A 15,022-nucleotide genomic window follows, 5' to 3' on the forward strand; every position below is an offset into this window, starting at 1 on the left:
TGCTCCAGATCACACTCGACATCTTCCTCGCAAGAAAACGCCTCGCGAGTCCAACATGAACACTCCCCTCAAGGGGGGGGGGAGATTGAATCGTGGCTGCGTCCCGCCTCTCGCTACCGTTGCTGATTTAGCGATGCCCGCGCCCCTAGCCGATCTCCCCCCTTGTGGGGGAGATGTCCGGCAGGACAGAGGGGGGTATCTCCACCCGCCCCGTTGCCAATTCCCCCCAACCAATGCTACCCATACGCCCAGTTCGCAACACGTAAGAGAGGGGCTGCGCGTGAAGATCGACTTCCTGCCTAATCGCACGCATGGCCCTGGTCATGCCCTGCAGATGCGTTTGCAGGGCTGATCGGAACGAACACTTTTCCTTCTGGTCTGCCTTTCCGGCGACGCGGTTTGCCGCGTCATTTTCCCCTGAGCCTTTGTGCGTGACTGACGGCTGAATGCCGCGCCGCCCGAGGCCCTGAAAGACCAGAGAACTCCCATGTCGCTCATCACCATCCGTGCGCTCGGCGTCACGCTATCCACCCCCCTCTTTGCCAACCTCACCCTCTCCGTCGCCGCCGGAGACCGTATCGGGCTTGTCGCCGCCAACGGGCGGGGCAAATCCACGCTGCTGAAATGCATCACCGGCGATGTCGAGCCGACGACCGGCGAGATTTTTCGCGCCCGCGGGCTGACGCTCGGCCATATGGAGCAGAACCTGCCCGCCGGGCTCGACGGCCTCACCTTCCGCGAGGCGGTGCTCGCTGCCCTTTCCCCGGACCAGCAGGAAAGCGAAAGCTGGCGGGCCGATGTGACGCTGGAAGAGCTGGAGGTGCCGGAAGAATTGCGCGAACGCCCGCTCGGAAAACTCAGCGGCGGCTGGCAGCGCATTGCGCTGATCGCCCGCGTGCGCGTCGGCGAGCCGGACGTGCTGCTGCTCGACGAGCCGACCAACCATCTCGACCTCACCAAGATCGCCCGTCTGGAGGCGTGGCTGGCCGCGCTGCCGCGCGACATGCCGGTCGTCATCTCCAGCCACGACCGCGCCTTCCTCGATGCCGTGACGAACCGCACGCTGTTCCTGCGCCCCGAGCGCTCGCAGCTCTTTGCGCTCCCCTATTCCCGCGCCCGGGCGGCGCTGGACGAGATGGATGCGGCGGAAGAGAAGCGCTTCGAGAAGGACATGAAGGCGGCACAGCAGCTTCGCCAGCAGGCGGCCAAGCTCAACAATATCGGCATCAATTCCGGCAGCGACCTGCTGGTGGTGAAGACCAAGCAGCTCAAGGAGCGGGCGGAGCGGATCGAGGATGCGGCCAAGCCCGCCCATCTGGAGCGTTCGGCCGGCGCGATCCGGCTTGCCAACCGCGGCACCCATGCCAAGGTGCTGGTGACGCTGGAGGATGCTTCGGTCGAGACGCCAGACGGCACGCCGCTCTTCCGTACCGGGCAGAAATTCATCTGCCAGGGCGACCGCATCGTGCTGCTCGGCCCGAACGGCGCCGGCAAGACGCGGCTGGTGCGGCTGCTGCGCCAGGCAGTCGAGGCGGCGGGGGCGAGCCATCACGGCATCAAGGCGACGCCGTCGCTGGTGCTCGGTTATGGCGACCAGGCGCTTTCCGACCTCTCCGACAGCGAGACGCCGCATGGCACGATCATCCACCGCTTCGATGTCGGCGACCAGAAGGCGCGCAGCCTGCTTGCGGGTGCCGGCCTTTCGATCGAGATGCAGGGGCGGCCGGTCGGGCAGCTTTCCGGCGGGCAGAAGGCGCGGCTCGGCATGCTGGTGCTCAGGCTCACCAATCCGAACTTCTACCTGCTCGACGAGCCGACCAACCATCTCGACATCGAGGGGCAGGAAGCGCTGGAGCGGGAATTGACGGCGCGCGAGGCAAGCTGCCTGTTCGTCTCGCACGACCGCGCCTTCGTGCGCGCAGTGGCGAACCGCTTCTGGGTGATCGAGAAGCGGCGGCTGATCGAGGTGGAGGGGCCGGAGGAGTTCTTCGCCGAGGCCGCTTTATCCGCGTGAGGCGATGCGCGGGTCGGCGCGAAAATCTTCGCGGGAAAAGCCGATGCGGCGTGGCGGGTGATCGCACAGCGCCTGCACGCCGAGCGCCGACAGCCGGATGCGCCAGGTCTGGCGCTCCACCGGTTTCGGCTGGGCGAAGGCGGTGGCGGTGAGCAGCGCCATGTTGGTGCCGGCCGCAGGGTCGCGCACCGAGCGGTAGAGGATGGCGGCCACGCCCGCCGCCCGCGCGCCGTCCGCCAGCGACTGGCAGGCGGCGTAGTCGGTCGGGTGCGTCCAGAGCGTCGCATCGCGGTCGAGCGGCGGGGTAGTGAGGTCGATGGCGTGCTCCGTGCCGATCGCGGCGGAAAAGGCGGTGTAGTCGGCGGCGTTGGCCGGCAGCGGCGTCGCGGGCGATTCGGCGAAGAACAGCAGGCGGTAAAAGGCCATTTCGGAGAGCGCCGTCTCCACCGACAGCGCGGCATAATAGACGCCGAGCGTGCGCCCTGCCCTGCGGAAGCGCGAGCCGTGCGGATAGACCGCGCCGTAACGAAAGGGCGTGGCGAGCAGGTAATCGAGGCCGGCGCATTCCGGTGGCAGCACCGGCTTGCTTTCCTCCAGGATGTCTTCGAGCAGCGCCTGCTCCTCCAGCGTATCGACGAGTTTCAGCGTGGAGACGCGGTGCTGCGCCTCGACGAAACGCCAGACGGGGCCTGCAAAGGGCCGCGCCTCAGACGAGAGCGCGGCGGGCGTCCAGATAGGCAAGGACATCGACAAGACCGGAAATGGAGATGATACGATCGACGGGGCGGGCACCGAGTGCTGAATTCTCCGCCGCCATCCACGCACGCGCGACACCCTCGTCGCCGCCGGTAATGGCATCGAGCGAGCGGAACAGGCGCACGAGCAGGACGGCCAGCTCGAAGGGCTTGGTGCCGCGCTCCAGGAGCACATCCTGCCGCTTCAGCCGCGACACCGTCGCCTCCGAGACGCCGATGACCGCCGAGAGGATGCGCGCCGTCAGCCCCAGCCGGTCCGCCGCGCTGACGGCCGCCTTGGTGAGCACGGTGCCTTCGGCATTGGCCTGCGGTATGGGTTTGCGCTGCATGGGACCATTTCCTTTCATGAGAAAGAATATAACCTATATTTTTCTAATGACAAGGAAAAACGGCAGAAGGCCCGGAGGCTGGGGCTCCGGGCCTTCGCACAAGGTCTGTGCCTGGGACGCTTACTTGCAGACCTTGATCTTCTTGATGATGACGTTGCCGTAGTAATCGTAGGACTTCACCTTCTTGATGAAGCAGTGCGGCTTGTAGCCGTAGCTGTAATAGCCGGCCTGGGACGGGGCGGCGAAGGAGATGGCGGCGACGGCTGCGATGGCGGCGGAAATGATGATCTTGCGCATGAAAGTTTCTCCTGATCTCTGAGGGATGAGCCTCTCTCATCCAGTGATCAGACTTTCCCACATCGCAGGGATACGCGCTGTTCCGGATGGAACAGGCCTGCGCAAGGCATCCGCACCCCTCGCCTTTCTTCCAAATAAAAAGCCGCCCGGATCGCTCCGGGCGGCTTTTTCATTTCTGCCTCGTGACGATCAGACCACGGTGGTCTTGACGTCGAGGTTGTTGCGGGTGGCGTTGCTGTAGGGGCAGACGACGTGGGCCTTTTTGGCGAGGTCTTCGACCACGGCCTTGTCGACGCCGGGCACGGAGATTTCCAGCGAGGCTTCGAGGCCGAAGCCGCCGCCATCTTCACGCGGGCCGATGCCGACGGTGGCGGTGACCTTGGCGTCGTCCGGGATCTTTACCTTTTCCTTGCCGGCGACGAACTTCAGCGCGCCGAGGAAGCAGGCGGAATAACCGACCGCGAAGAGCTTTTCCGGGTTGGCGCCCGTGGCGCCGTCGCCGCCGAGTTCCTTCGGCACAGTCAACGTAACGTCGACGGTGCCGTCCTCGGTTGCGCCATGGCCGGCGCGGCCACCGGTTGCGGATGCTTTGGTCCTGTAGAGAATGGGCATTGGAATGTCTCCTTCCGAGTTTCGTTGATGATGGAAACTAGATAGCGTAAAATTAGATTGTGCGCAATATGATTTTGCACATTGCAAAAATTTTGTTTTCTGCGATACTGTCACCATGAGCGACAAACGTGACGAAGCTGAGACGGATGGCATTCCGGCAGGTACGCTGGCCCTCGACCAGCAGCTCTGCTTTGCCGTCTATTCCGCGGCCCATGCGCTGAACCGCACCTACAAGCCGCTGCTCGACCCTTACGGCCTCACCTATCCGCAATATATCGCGCTGATGACGCTGTGGGAGAAGGACGGCCGCACGGTGAAGGCGCTCGGCGCCAAGCTGGGGCTCGATTCCGGCACGCTTTCGCCGCTTCTCAAACGGCTGGAGGCGGCCGGCTATATTCACCGGGCGCGCGACAAAAGCGACGAACGGCAGGTGCTCATCACGCTGACCGAAAAGGGTCGCGCGATGAAGAAGGATGCCGTGGCGATCCGCATGGAGATCGGCAAGGCGACCGGCTGTTCGATCGAGGCGCTCCAGGCGCTGACCGTCGACCTGCAGGCGCTGGCCGGGCGGCTGGAGGCCGACCAAGCGCATGACGACGCCGCCTGAAAAAGTCGGATTTTACCGGATGCTTTCCCTGCGGGACCTGTTCGCCATGCAACCTTCGCGCTAACGTGCACGCGGCGGAACGGAACGCCGAAGGGGACAAGCTTGAACCTCACATGGTCCTGGCAGAAGGCGAACGTTGCGGCGAGCCTTTGGTGCATCGCCGTGGGCGTGGCGATGATGGCGCTCTGGCTGGCGGAACCTGCCGGCCTGGCGGCGCGCGCACCCTGGCTCTTCGGCATGAAGTTCAATGCGGCGCTGGCCTTCGTCGTCGTCGGCGCGGCGCTGGCGCTTTCCGCCCGCGGCGTGCGTACCCTCCCCGCGGCTCTGATGGTGCCGGTCTTCGTCTACGGCACGCTGGCGCTCTCCCAGCACCTCTTCGGCATCGATGCCGGCATCGACACGCTGCTCGACACGCCCTTCGTCGATATCGGCACCAGCCTGCCGGGGCGGATCGCGCCCAATACGGCGCTGTGTTTCATGCTGGTGAGCGCGGCTTTGGCGCTGCGGGCGCTCAGGCAGAAGAACGACATCCTCCAGGTGGCGCTCGGCTTCGCCACCTTCATCACCGCCGCGGCCGCCCTCATCGGCTATGCGATCGCGCTCGATTTCGCCCATGACTGGATCCGCTTCACGCGCATGTCGTTCCAGAGTGCGAGCTGTTTCGTGGCGATCGGCATCGCGCTCATCTTCGTCGGCACGGAGGCGATCAGCTACCACCGGCTGACGCTGGCCGGCGTGCTCGGGCTCGTCACCTACCTCATCCTGCTGACGATGGCCTATTACGAGCTGTCGCGCTACGAGGCGGCCTTCGGCATCACCTTCTCCTCCACCGGCCCCGATGCGCGCTCCACGCTCTCCTCGCTGGTGCTGATCTCCGGCACGCTCTATGGCGCGCTGATCATCCATCTCTACTTCTCCTCCCGCCGCGCGCGGGACATGGCGGCCGATCTCGCCGAAAGCCGCGGCCGGCTCGGCGCCATCATCGACAATGCGGTGGACGGCATCATCACCATCGACGACCGCGGCTTCATCCTCTCCGCCAACCCCGCCTGCACCCGCATCTTCGGCTACGCGCCCGCGGAGATGGCCGGACGCAACGTGAAAATGCTGATGCCGGAGCCCTATCACAGCGCCCATGACGGCTATCTCGGCAACTACAACCGCAGCGGCGAGGCCAAGATCATCGGCATCGGCCGCGAGGTGGAGGGCCGGCGCAAGGACGGCTCCGTCTTCCCGCTCGACCTCGCCGTCGCCAAGGTGGAGCTGAACGGCGCGACGATCTACAGCGGCATCGTACGCGACATTTCCGAGCGCAAGGCCAACGAGCGGGCGCTGATCGAGGCAAATGCGGAACTGGAGGAATTCGCCTACCGCACCTCGCACGACCTGCGCTCGCCGATCGCCTCCTCGATGGGCCTGCTCACCATTTCGCGCGAGATGCTTTCGGAAGGCGATCTCCCCGCGCTCGGCCAGACGCTGCAGCGAATGGAAAAGAATTTCCGCCGCCTCGACCACCTGATCCAGAACATTATCACCATCACCCGCACGCGGCTGATGGAGGAGGACGACCGGCCGATCGACCTTCGCGCGCTCGTTTCCGAGGCGATCGACGCGCTGTCGCATCTCGACGATACCAAGCGCATCCGCATTGAAAATCATGTGCCTGCGGAATTGACAATCGTCAGCAAGCCGTCGAAATTCCACGTCATTGTCGGCAACATGCTGTCCAACGCGGTGAAATATCATGATCCGAAGGAGGCCGAGCCGGCGATCGACGTCCGCGCCTTCCGCTATGCCGGCAAGATGCGGCTGTCGGTGGAGGACAACGGCCTGGGCGTTCCGCCCGCAAGCCGCCATTTGTTGTTCAAGATGTTCAAACGGCTGCACCCGAACCGGTCCTTCGGCAGCGGGCTCGGCCTCTACATATTGAGAAAGAGCGCGGAAGCCCTTGGTGGCGCCGCCCTTTATGAAGCAAGAGATAAGGGCAGCCGGTTCATCATCGAACTGCCCGATGGGGACCATCATGAAGATCAACTCGATCCTGGTCGTCGATGACGACGAGAACGACCAGTTCATCTGCGAATACACCATCCGCAAGTTCGACCCGACGATCCTTATCCTGAAGGCATTCGACGGCTCGGAGGCGCTCGACATCCTGCACCGCGAGACGCCCAACGCCATCATCCTCGACATCAACATGCCCGTGATGAACGGCTTCGAGTTCCTCGACCGCTATGCGCAGGAATTCGAGGTCCACGCCCCCGTCGTCGCCATGCTGACGAGCTCCCATCTCGGCAAGGACCGCGAGCGCGCGATGCAGTACAGCTTCGTGAAAAGCTATTTCGAAAAGCCGTTGCAGGCCGACCACCTGCGCGTCATGGCGGATCTTTTGCGGGGCTGAGGCCGGCCTTCGCGGTGTCGACCCCGTTTGCATACAATTCCGTCACCGTGTAGCGCTTTCGCCTCTCCCATTCCGCAAATCCTTCGCCATAGTGGCGCGCATGTCCACGATTCGTCCGCTGATTCCCCTTCTCATCACCGCAGGCATCCTGATCGGAGGGAACGGGCTGCAGGGCACGTTCATCGCGCTGCGCGCCTCGCAGGAAGGGTTTTCCACCTCCGTCATCGGCTTCGTCGGCGCGGGCTATTCGATCGGCTTTGCCATTGGCTGTATCTATGTGACGCGCGTGCTGCGCGCCATCGGCCATATCCGCACCTTCTCCGCCATGGCGGCGATCGCGTCGGCGTCCGCGATCGCCATGGTCCTCATCATCGATCCGATCTTCTGGTTCGCCATGCGGCTTGTCGCCGGCATCTGTTTTGCGAGCCTGTTCGCCACCGTCGAAAGCTGGCTGAACGCGTCCGTCACCAATGCCAACCGGGCGCGCACGCTCTCCGTCTACCGCCTCGTCGACCTCGGATCGGTCACGGCCGCGCAATATCTCATTCCCGGCATCGGCATCGGCGGTTTCGAGCTTTTCGCCATCGTCGCCATGGCGCTGTCTCTCTCTTTGGTGCCGATCTCGCTTGCCGACCGCTCCAGCCCGACCGTGCCGGAGGCGATCCGCTTCGACGTCAAGAAGCTCTGGAACATCTCGCCGCTCGCCACCATCGGCTGCATCGTCGTCGGCCTCACCAACGCCGCCTTCCGTAACCTGGGACCGATCTATGCCCACGATATCGGGCTGTCGGTGACGGCGATTGCGAGCTTCATGAGTGCGGGCATCGTCGGCGGCGTGGTGCTGCAATATCCGCTCGGCATCTATTCGGACCGGCTCGACCGCCGCCTGATCATCCTCGTCGCAACCTTCGGCTCGGCGCTGGCCGCCCTCTACCTCGCCTTCTTCGCGGGCGGCGACGAGCTCAAGAACCTCATCGGTATCTTCGTCTTCGGCGCCTTCGCCATGCCGCTCTATTCGCTCTGCTCGGCGCATGCCAACGACCATGCCGGCGAGGGCGAGCATGCGCTGGTGTCCGCCGGCATGCTGTTCTTCTGGTCCTGCGGGGCTATCATCGGCCCGCTCTTCGCCTCGGTGCTTTTGCAATTCTTCGGGCCGCAGGCGCTGTTCCTCTATACGGCCGTCATCCTCGTCGCCTTCATGGTCTATACCGCCGTGCGCATCAGCGCGCGCGCCGCGGTGCCGGCCGGCGCGCGGCGCAGCCGCTTCCGCAACCTGCTGCGCACCTCCTTCTTCTTCAACAAGCTCGCCGACAAGGACCGCAACGGCGAGCATTGATCTGCGGCAATCTGGTCGCGATGCCCTTATTGCTGAGCGCGCGCCTCAGGTTTAGAAGCGGGTGATGCACCGGAGGGACCGCCATGCTGACACGTCGCACGCTGATGAAGGGCGCACTCGTCGCCGGCGCCTATGCCGGCGGGATCGGCCTTGCGGGGCGTTTTGGCGGATCGGCGAGCGCGCAGGCGGCGACGACGCTGGTGGCCCGCCCCGGCGAGGCGATGATCACCGACAAGGGGCCGACCAGAGGCATCATGACCTATGGCGACGGCGAGGTGCCGCCGGTGCTGCGCATGCGGCGCGGCGAGGCCTTTGCGCTCAGGCTCGACAACAAGCTCGACGAGCCGACGACGGTGCACTGGCACGGGTTGCGCATCGACAACAGGATGGATGGCGTGCCCTTCCTAACACAGCCCTATGTCTATGGCGGCGACGGTTTCGACTATGCCTTCACCCCGCCCGATGCCGGCACTTTCTGGTATCATCCCCATTGCAACACGCTGGAGCAGATGGGCCGCGGCCTTGCCGGCGTCATCGTCGTGGAGGACCCGGCGGACCCCGTTTTCGACGCCGAGATCGTGCTCAACCTGCGCGACTGGCGGCTTGGCGGCGATGGCCAGTTCATCGCCCAGTTCAAGCCCCGCGATGCCGCCCGCGCCGGCACCTTCGGCACCGTGCGCACCGCCAACTGGCGGCAATCGCCGCAATATGACGCGCCCGCCGGTGGCCTCGTGCGGCTGCGGCTTGCCGCGACCGACGTCACCCGCATCCTGACGCTGCAAATCGAGGGTGCGGAGGCCGAGGTCATCGCGCTCGACGGCAATCCGGCGGCGACACGCTTTGCGCTCGACCACCTGATGATCGGCCCCGGCCAGCGGCTCGACATCGCCCTGCGCATGCCCGATACGGAAGGCGCCGTCGCCATGCTGAAGGACCTGCGCGGCACCAAGCCGGCCACGCTCGCCACCTTCCGCGCCGTCGGCGCCTCGCTGAAGCGCAACGTTGCCGACCTACCGGCGCTGGCGGCAAATCCCCTGCCCGAGCCGGACCTTTCGGCGGCGACCGAAATCCCCTTCATCCTCAGCGCCTCGGCGGAAGAGCGCCCGAAGGACGGCATCTGCGGTTCGCTCGGCTATAATTTCTGGGCCATCAACCGGGTGCCGTGGGCCGACGACAGCGGCGACCCGACAGCACCGCTCGCCGAGATGAAGGCCGGGAGGACCTATATCTTCAACGTCGAGAACCCGACGCCGCAGGTCCACCCCCTCCACCTGCACGGCCTCGCCTTCCGGCCGATGAATTCCAGCAAGCAGGCGATCCGCCCGCATTTTTCCGACACCTACCTCATCCTGCCCGACGAGAAGGTGCAACTGGCCCTCGTCGCCGACAATCCGGGCGACTGGGTGTTCCACTGCCACATCATCGAGCACCAGAAGACCGGCATGACGAGCTATGTGCGGGTAACGTAGGGCTTTTTCGGAGAGCGGGGTGCGGCCCCCACCCTCTGCGTCATCCTCGGGCCTGACCCGAGGATCCATCGGTCATCCGCGGCATGGATGCTCGGGTCAAGCCCGAGCATGACGGAGGAGAGGGAGTGCCGACCTCCAAGGTCAAGTTTTCGATTGTGGCAAAACCGTGGAACGTCTAAAGCTGCCCGATCAAAAATTTCAAGAAAAGCCCGCCCGAGTCCATTATGCAGATCATCGAGACCACCGCAGCCCTTCGCGACGCCTGTGAGACGCTTGCCCGTTCCGAGTATCTGACGATCGACACGGAGTTCCTGCGGGAGACGACCTTCTGGCCGGAACTCTGCCTTGTGCAGCTGGCCGGGCCGGAGCTGGAGGTCATCGTCGATCCGCTCGCCAAGGGCCTCGACCTCGCGCCCTTCTTCGAGCTGATGGCGAACACCGCGGTGCTGAAAGTCTTTCACGCCGCGCGGCAGGATATCGAAATCATCTTCAACCGCGGCAATCTCATTCCGCATCCGATCTTCGACACGCAGGTCGCCGCCATGGTCTGCGGCTTCGGCGACAGCGTCTCCTACGACCAGCTCGTGCAGAAGATCAAGGGCGTGCATATCGACAAGTCCTCGCGCTTCACCGACTGGAGCCGCCGGCCGCTGACGGAAAAGCAGCTCGAATATGCGCTGGCCGACGTCACCCATCTGCGTGATGTCTACCTCGCGCTGAAGGAGAAGCTGGACGAGGCCGGCCGCTCGCTGTGGCTGACCGAGGAAATGGCGGTTCTCGAATCGCGCGAGACCTATGACCTGCACCCGGACGACGCCTGGAAGCGGCTCAAGATGCGCGTCAAGAAGCCGATCGAACTGGCCGTTTTGCAGAAGGTCGCCGCCTGGCGCGAACGGGAAGCGCGCAATCGCAACGTGCCGCGCTCGCGCATCCTGAAGGACGACACGATCTACGAAATTGCCCAGCAGCAGCCGGCCGACGCCGAAGCGCTCGCGCGGCTTCGCACCATCCCCAAGGGCTGGGAGCGTTCGCAATCGGGTGCAGCACTTCTTGAAGCGATCGGCGAGGCGCTGGCGATCCCGAAGACCGACCTGCCGCGCCTGCCTCGCCAGAGCCATGTGCCGGAGGGGGCTGCCGCCGCCAGCGAAATGCTGAAGGTGCTGTTGAAGATCGTCTCCGAGCGCGAAGGGGTGGCCGCGAAAATCATCGCCAACACCGACGACCTCGAAAAGATCGCCGTCGATGGCGAGTCGGCCGAAGTCGCCGCCCTCCATGGCTGGCGCCGCGACCTCTTCGGCGACACCGCCCTCAACCTCATCGGCGGCAAGGTGGCGCTCCGCTTCGTCGACAAGAAGATCGAGGCGGTGGAGCTTTAAGCTCCTTCAAGCGTGTAGCTTCGCGCCCTTGGTGATGCGGTCGACGGTTTTCTTGTCGGCATGTAGCGCGATGCCGACGACCTTGGCATTGTCCGGGCCGAACTCGGCGAAGACGGCGCGGTTGGCGGCGTCGTGGCCGGTGGAAAACATTTCCTCGATATAGACGGAGGCCGCGACCTCGCGTTCCAGCACGCGGGCATGGATCTTCGACAGCGTCGCGCCATCGGTGGAGAGCACGATGATCGGCTGGATGCTCAAGGCATTGTAGACATTGCCGGTGGCATCGCGGTAGGATTCGCCGATCAGCTCCGGTTTCTGGCCGATGATGCCGCTCGACAGGAATGCGGTGACATTCAGCTTCTGCCAGACCTCCAGATCCTCGCGCAGGACCACGGCGAACTTGGTATCGAACATGCAGGTATACTCCCGGGAAACGACTGCGGATCATTCCGCGGCCAATGCGATAGCAGGCGCGGTCGAGACACCGCTTGAACGTTCGTGCGCCGGGCAGGACCGCATCGTCGTGGCGCCGGAGCTTGCCGGCATCGAGCGCATCGAGGCGCGGTTCCGCGGCAAGGGCTTCGAGCCGCACCGGCACGATACCTATGCGCTCGGCGTCACCATGGCCGGCATCCAGACCTTCCGCTATCGCGGTGAGGCGCGCTTCAGCCCGCCGGGCAACGTCATCGTGCTGCATCCCGACGAGGTGCATGACGGCGGTGCCGCCACCGACGACGGGCTGACCTACCGCATGATGTATATCCCTCCGGAGCGCTTCCTGCCGGCGACGGCGGCGCGCGGGCGCACGCTGCCCTTCGTCGCATCGCCGGTGGTGGACGACCCGCGGCTGGCGGGGTTGTTGCTGGAAGCCATCGGCAGCCTGGACGAGACGATCGAGCCGCTGAAATTCGACGAGCTGGTGGGCGAGATCGCCACCGCTCTGCTCGACCATGCCGGCGCGCCGCAGGCCCGGGCGGGACGGCTGGCGCGGCCGGAAGTGCTGCGGGCTTGCGATTTCCTGCGCGAAAACCTCTGCCGGCAGGTGAGCGCGGGCGACCTTGAAGCGGTGACGGGGCTCGACCGTTTCGCCTTGGCACGCCAGTTCCGCCAGCTTCTCGGCACCAGCCCGCACCGCTACCTCGTCATGCGCCGGCTGGAGCGGGCGAAGGGGCTGATTTCCGCCGGCGAGAGCATTGCGGAAGCCGCCTTTGCCAGCGGCTTTGCCGACCAGGCGCATCTCAACCGGCACTTCAAGAAGGCCCTCGGCATGACGCCCGGCCGCTTTGCCGCCCTTTCGGTCGCCTGAGCCGGAGCGTCACGAAAGCTACAAGCAACTGTCAAGCGACGGTCATCTCCGCCGCCTATCAACTGGCATCGTTTTGCCAATTGAGGGGCCGATCATGACCAAACACCTTTTCACCACCGCAGCGCTCGCGCTGCTGATGACGACCGGCGCAATGGCGCAGGAGAAGGAATTTCCGGCAACGCTGAAGGCCCATGCGATCCTCCCGGCCAACATGATCATCGCCGCCCCGGCGGATGCGGCCGACTACCTCAAGACCTCCGGCAAGTTCTCGACCGCCGACCGCAAGCGCGTCGAGGCGCTCGGCACCGTGATGGGCAAGGACGGCGTGCGCGAGACCGGTCTTGCACTGCCCTTCGACGGCCAGCCAATGCAGGGCTTTTCGGGCATCAAGTCGATGGAGGACGGCACGTTCTGGTCGCTCTCCGACAACGGCTTCGGCGCCAAGCTGAACTCGACCGATGCCATGCTGATGATCCACAATGTGCGCTTCGACTGGGACAAGGGCACGCTGGAGCCGGTCAAGACCGTGTTCCTTTCCGACCCGGACAAGAAGGCGCCCTTCCCCATCGTCATGGAAGGGGCGGCCACGCGCTACCTCACCGGTGGTGACTTCGACGTCGAATCCATCCAGCCGGTGGCCGATGGCTTCTGGATCGGCGAGGAATTCGGCCCCTACATCCTGAAATTCGACCTCGACGGCAAGCTGACCGACGTGATCGCCACGCAAGTCGATGGCAAGCCGGTGACCTCGCCGGACAACCCGACGCTCGCCGTCCAGGCCGATCCATCCAAGAAGATGCCGGCCTTCAACGTCAAGCGTTCCGGTGGTTATGAGGGCCTCGCGCTCTCGAAGGACGGTTCGAAGCTCTACGGCCTGCTGGAAGGCCCGCTCTGGGTGGACAACGAAACCGTCGAGCAGGCGGATGGCCGCCCGGCGCTGCGCATCATCGAGCTCGACGTCGCCTCCAAGGCGTGGACCGGCCGCAGCTGGCTCTATCCGCTGGCCGAAGGCGGCGAGGCGATCGGCGACTTCAACATGCTGGACGGCACGACCGCGCTGGTGATCGAGCGCGACAATGGCGTCGGCACCGCCGACAAGGCCTGCGCCGACCCCAAGGACCCGAAGCCGGATTGCTTCGCTGTGGCCTCCAAGGTCAAGCGCATCTACAAGATCGCCATGACCGACGAGAATGTCGGCAAGGCCGTGCGCAAGATCGGCTATATCGATCTCCTGAAGATCGCCGACCCGGACAACAAGAAGCGCCAGGGCGGCGGCGAAGGTTTTTACGACATGCCGTTCGTGACGATCGAAAACGTCGACCGCGTCGACGAGACCCACATCATCGTCGGCAACGACAACAACCTCCCCTTCTCCGCCGGCCGCGCGCTGGACAAGGCTGATGACAACGAGTTCGTGCTGATCGAAGCGGGCGACCTGCTGAAGGCCGAGTGATCAACTGCAAAAGGGGCGGCACAAGCCGCCCCTCCAGACGGCTCGAATAGGCGACCAACCTCTCCTCCGTCATGGTCGGGCTTGACCCGACCATCCACGCCCCGGGCGCCGGTGGATCCTCGGCTCAAGGCCGAGGATGACGTCGGGGATGGGGTGAGGTTTTTCAAAGCCAGGGGCGGCCTCGTGCTGCCCCTTTTGTATGTCCGGCAGTTTCAAAGAATGAAATCGCCCGCCTTGAAGCTGATGCTCGCGTCGACGAGGATCGAGAAATCGGCCTTGCCGTCGCCGTTCACGTCGCCGTGGATCAGCGTATCGCCGCCCTTCTTTTCGAAGCGCAGTTCGCCGGCCTTGTTGTGGAAGGCGTCCGTGCCGATGAACTTGAAGGCCTGATCCCCGCCGGCCTTCGTGCTGGCGTCGATGGCCGCGAGGTCGATCTTGTCCTTCTGCGACCGGCTGAAATCGAGGATCGTGTCGCGGCCGCTTGCCGCGACCGTCGAATCCTTGATCGACTCGAAGATGAACGTATCCGCGCCGCTGCCGCCGGTGAGCCGGTCGCCGCCGGCCCCGCCGTAGAGTTTGTCGTTGCCCGCGTCGCCCTTGAGAATGTCCTTGCCGCCGCCGCCGGACAGCAGGTCGTTGCCCTTGCCGCCCATCAGGACATCGGCATATTTCGTGCCGGAAATCTTGTCGTTGCCGGCGAGGAAATAGGCGAGCGCGCCCTTCGAATCCCCGTTGATATAAAGATCGAAGATCTTTTCGGCCGAGAGCTTCAGCCCGCTTGCGGCGAGCAGCTTGACGCCGTTGATCGCGATGTCGATCTTCGTGACGATGCCCGCCGTGACGTCCTGCAAGGCGCCGCCCGGCGCGTCGTATCGAATGCCGCTGCCGGAGAAGCTCGTATAGTTGCCGTCGTCGTTGTAGAGCCGGACGGAGGACCTATCCGCGCGCCAGAATGAATAGTCGCCGAGTGCGGCAATATCGATTGCCGAGAGGTCCACGCCACCCCCGCCAACCGGTTGCGTCTTGAAAGTCGCCATGTCGAACTGTCTCCCCAATAATGCGCGGAG

15 protein-coding genes are annotated in these 15,022 nt (G+C 64.6%); 9 read left to right on the forward strand and 6 right to left on the reverse strand.

What is annotated here, in order from left to right:
- The first annotated feature begins 487 nt into the window (after positions 1-487).
- Positions 488-2,014, forward strand: coding sequence for an ABC-F family ATP-binding cassette domain-containing protein (locus tag AC1RWL_RS23405; RefSeq protein ID WP_493095633.1), 1,527 nt, complete (start codon positions 488-490; stop codon positions 2,012-2,014).
- Here the strand turns inward: AC1RWL_RS23405 and AC1RWL_RS23410 are convergent.
- The 4 genes from AC1RWL_RS23410 to AC1RWL_RS23425 all read right to left on the reverse strand — a co-directional run bounded on the left by AC1RWL_RS23410 (position 2,003) and on the right by AC1RWL_RS23425 (position 4,007).
- Positions 2,003-2,761 carry an RES family NAD+ phosphorylase gene (locus tag AC1RWL_RS23410; RefSeq protein WP_493095634.1) on the reverse strand — a complete coding sequence of 253 codons (759 nt, stop codon included), beginning with the start codon at positions 2,759-2,761 and terminating at the stop codon, positions 2,003-2,005. The two genes, AC1RWL_RS23405 and AC1RWL_RS23410, sit on opposite strands and share 12 nt — an antisense overlap.
- On the reverse strand, positions 2,721-3,098 hold the full coding sequence (locus AC1RWL_RS23415; protein WP_493095635.1) for an antitoxin Xre/MbcA/ParS toxin-binding domain-containing protein: 378 nt from the start codon (positions 3,096-3,098) through the stop codon (positions 2,721-2,723). Before AC1RWL_RS23415 ends, AC1RWL_RS23410 begins: the two co-directional genes overlap by 41 nt.
- A gap of 120 nt (positions 3,099-3,218) precedes the next feature.
- Positions 3,219-3,395 carry a hypothetical protein gene (locus tag AC1RWL_RS23420; RefSeq protein WP_256121560.1) on the reverse strand — a complete coding sequence of 59 codons (177 nt, stop codon included), beginning with the start codon at positions 3,393-3,395 and terminating at the stop codon, positions 3,219-3,221.
- A 189-nt stretch (positions 3,396-3,584) separates the two neighbouring features.
- Entirely contained in the window at positions 3,585-4,007 is a 423-nt protein-coding gene (locus tag AC1RWL_RS23425) for an organic hydroperoxide resistance protein (RefSeq protein ID WP_256118732.1), read from the reverse strand.
- Between the two features lie 115 nt (positions 4,008-4,122).
- On the opposite strand from AC1RWL_RS23425, the gene AC1RWL_RS23430 reads away from it, so the two are divergent.
- The 6 genes from AC1RWL_RS23430 to rnd all read left to right on the forward strand — a co-directional run bounded on the left by AC1RWL_RS23430 (position 4,123) and on the right by rnd (position 11,196).
- Positions 4,123-4,614 carry a MarR family winged helix-turn-helix transcriptional regulator gene (locus tag AC1RWL_RS23430; protein ID WP_493095636.1) on the forward strand — a complete coding sequence of 164 codons (492 nt, stop codon included), beginning with the start codon at positions 4,123-4,125 and terminating at the stop codon, positions 4,612-4,614.
- Between the two features lie 102 nt (positions 4,615-4,716).
- A complete protein-coding gene (locus AC1RWL_RS23435) occupies positions 4,717-6,669 on the forward strand; it encodes a sensor histidine kinase (RefSeq protein ID WP_493095637.1) in 1,953 nt (650 codons plus the stop codon).
- Positions 6,638-7,015: a response regulator gene (locus AC1RWL_RS23440; protein ID WP_439631577.1), complete on the forward strand. Its 378-nt coding sequence runs from the start codon at positions 6,638-6,640 to the stop codon at positions 7,013-7,015. The genes AC1RWL_RS23435 and AC1RWL_RS23440 overlap by 32 nt, the downstream gene beginning before the upstream one ends.
- Positions 7,016-7,115: 100 nt before the next feature.
- Positions 7,116-8,351, forward strand: a complete 1,236-nt coding sequence (locus AC1RWL_RS23445; RefSeq protein WP_435267218.1) for an MFS transporter — start codon at positions 7,116-7,118, stop codon at positions 8,349-8,351.
- A gap of 83 nt (positions 8,352-8,434) precedes the next feature.
- Positions 8,435-9,820, forward strand: coding sequence for a multicopper oxidase family protein (locus AC1RWL_RS23450; RefSeq protein ID WP_493095638.1), 1,386 nt, complete (start codon positions 8,435-8,437; stop codon positions 9,818-9,820).
- Positions 9,821-10,050: 230 nt separating this feature from the next.
- Entirely contained in the window at positions 10,051-11,196 is a 1,146-nt protein-coding gene (rnd, locus tag AC1RWL_RS23455; protein WP_493095904.1) for a ribonuclease D, read from the forward strand.
- 6 nt (positions 11,197-11,202) lie between these two features.
- Here rnd and AC1RWL_RS23460 read toward each other — a convergent pair whose 3' ends face one another.
- Positions 11,203-11,610 (reverse strand): DUF2000 family protein, encoded by a 408-nt coding sequence (locus tag AC1RWL_RS23460; protein ID WP_493095639.1) that lies wholly within the window; start codon positions 11,608-11,610, stop codon positions 11,203-11,205.
- Here AC1RWL_RS23460 and AC1RWL_RS23465 point away from each other — a divergent pair.
- On the forward strand, positions 11,609-12,502 hold the full coding sequence (locus tag AC1RWL_RS23465; RefSeq protein ID WP_493095640.1) for an AraC family transcriptional regulator: 894 nt from the start codon (positions 11,609-11,611) through the stop codon (positions 12,500-12,502). The two genes, AC1RWL_RS23460 and AC1RWL_RS23465, sit on opposite strands and share 2 nt — an antisense overlap.
- Before the next feature lie 94 nt (positions 12,503-12,596).
- Positions 12,597-13,955 (forward strand): esterase-like activity of phytase family protein, encoded by a 1,359-nt coding sequence (locus AC1RWL_RS23470; protein ID WP_493095641.1) that lies wholly within the window; start codon positions 12,597-12,599, stop codon positions 13,953-13,955.
- 212 nt (positions 13,956-14,167) lie between these two features.
- On the opposite strand, the gene AC1RWL_RS23475 is transcribed toward AC1RWL_RS23470, so the two are convergent.
- Complete coding sequence (locus tag AC1RWL_RS23475; protein ID WP_493095642.1) at positions 14,168-14,992, reverse strand: calcium-binding protein; 825 nt, start codon at positions 14,990-14,992, stop codon at positions 14,168-14,170.
- Positions 14,993-15,022: the final 30 nt, after the last annotated feature.

Source organism: Shinella sp. GW821-FHT10F02, assembly GCF_058809275.1.

Coding starts and splice junctions, on each gene's coding strand:
- AC1RWL_RS23405 (WP_493095633.1), top strand. CDS start 488: ATGTCGCTCATCACCATCCGTGCGCTCGGCGTCACGCTATCCACCCCC.
- AC1RWL_RS23410 (WP_493095634.1), bottom strand. CDS start 2,761: ATGTCCTTGCCTATCTGGACGCCCGCCGCGCTCTCGTCTGAGGCGCGG.
- AC1RWL_RS23415 (WP_493095635.1), bottom strand. CDS start 3,098: ATGCAGCGCAAACCCATACCGCAGGCCAATGCCGAAGGCACCGTGCTC.
- AC1RWL_RS23420 (WP_256121560.1), bottom strand. CDS start 3,395: ATGCGCAAGATCATCATTTCCGCCGCCATCGCAGCCGTCGCCGCCATC.
- AC1RWL_RS23425 (WP_256118732.1), bottom strand. CDS start 4,007: ATGCCCATTCTCTACAGGACCAAAGCATCCGCAACCGGTGGCCGCGCC.
- AC1RWL_RS23430 (WP_493095636.1), top strand. CDS start 4,123: ATGAGCGACAAACGTGACGAAGCTGAGACGGATGGCATTCCGGCAGGT.
- AC1RWL_RS23440 (WP_439631577.1), top strand. CDS start 6,638: ATGAAGATCAACTCGATCCTGGTCGTCGATGACGACGAGAACGACCAG.
- AC1RWL_RS23445 (WP_435267218.1), top strand. CDS start 7,116: ATGTCCACGATTCGTCCGCTGATTCCCCTTCTCATCACCGCAGGCATC.
- AC1RWL_RS23450 (WP_493095638.1), top strand. CDS start 8,435: ATGCTGACACGTCGCACGCTGATGAAGGGCGCACTCGTCGCCGGCGCC.
- AC1RWL_RS23465 (WP_493095640.1), top strand. CDS start 11,609: ATGCAGGTATACTCCCGGGAAACGACTGCGGATCATTCCGCGGCCAAT.
- AC1RWL_RS23460 (WP_493095639.1), bottom strand. CDS start 11,610: ATGTTCGATACCAAGTTCGCCGTGGTCCTGCGCGAGGATCTGGAGGTC.
- AC1RWL_RS23470 (WP_493095641.1), top strand. CDS start 12,597: ATGACCAAACACCTTTTCACCACCGCAGCGCTCGCGCTGCTGATGACG.
- AC1RWL_RS23475 (WP_493095642.1), bottom strand. CDS start 14,992: ATGGCGACTTTCAAGACGCAACCGGTTGGCGGGGGTGGCGTGGACCTC.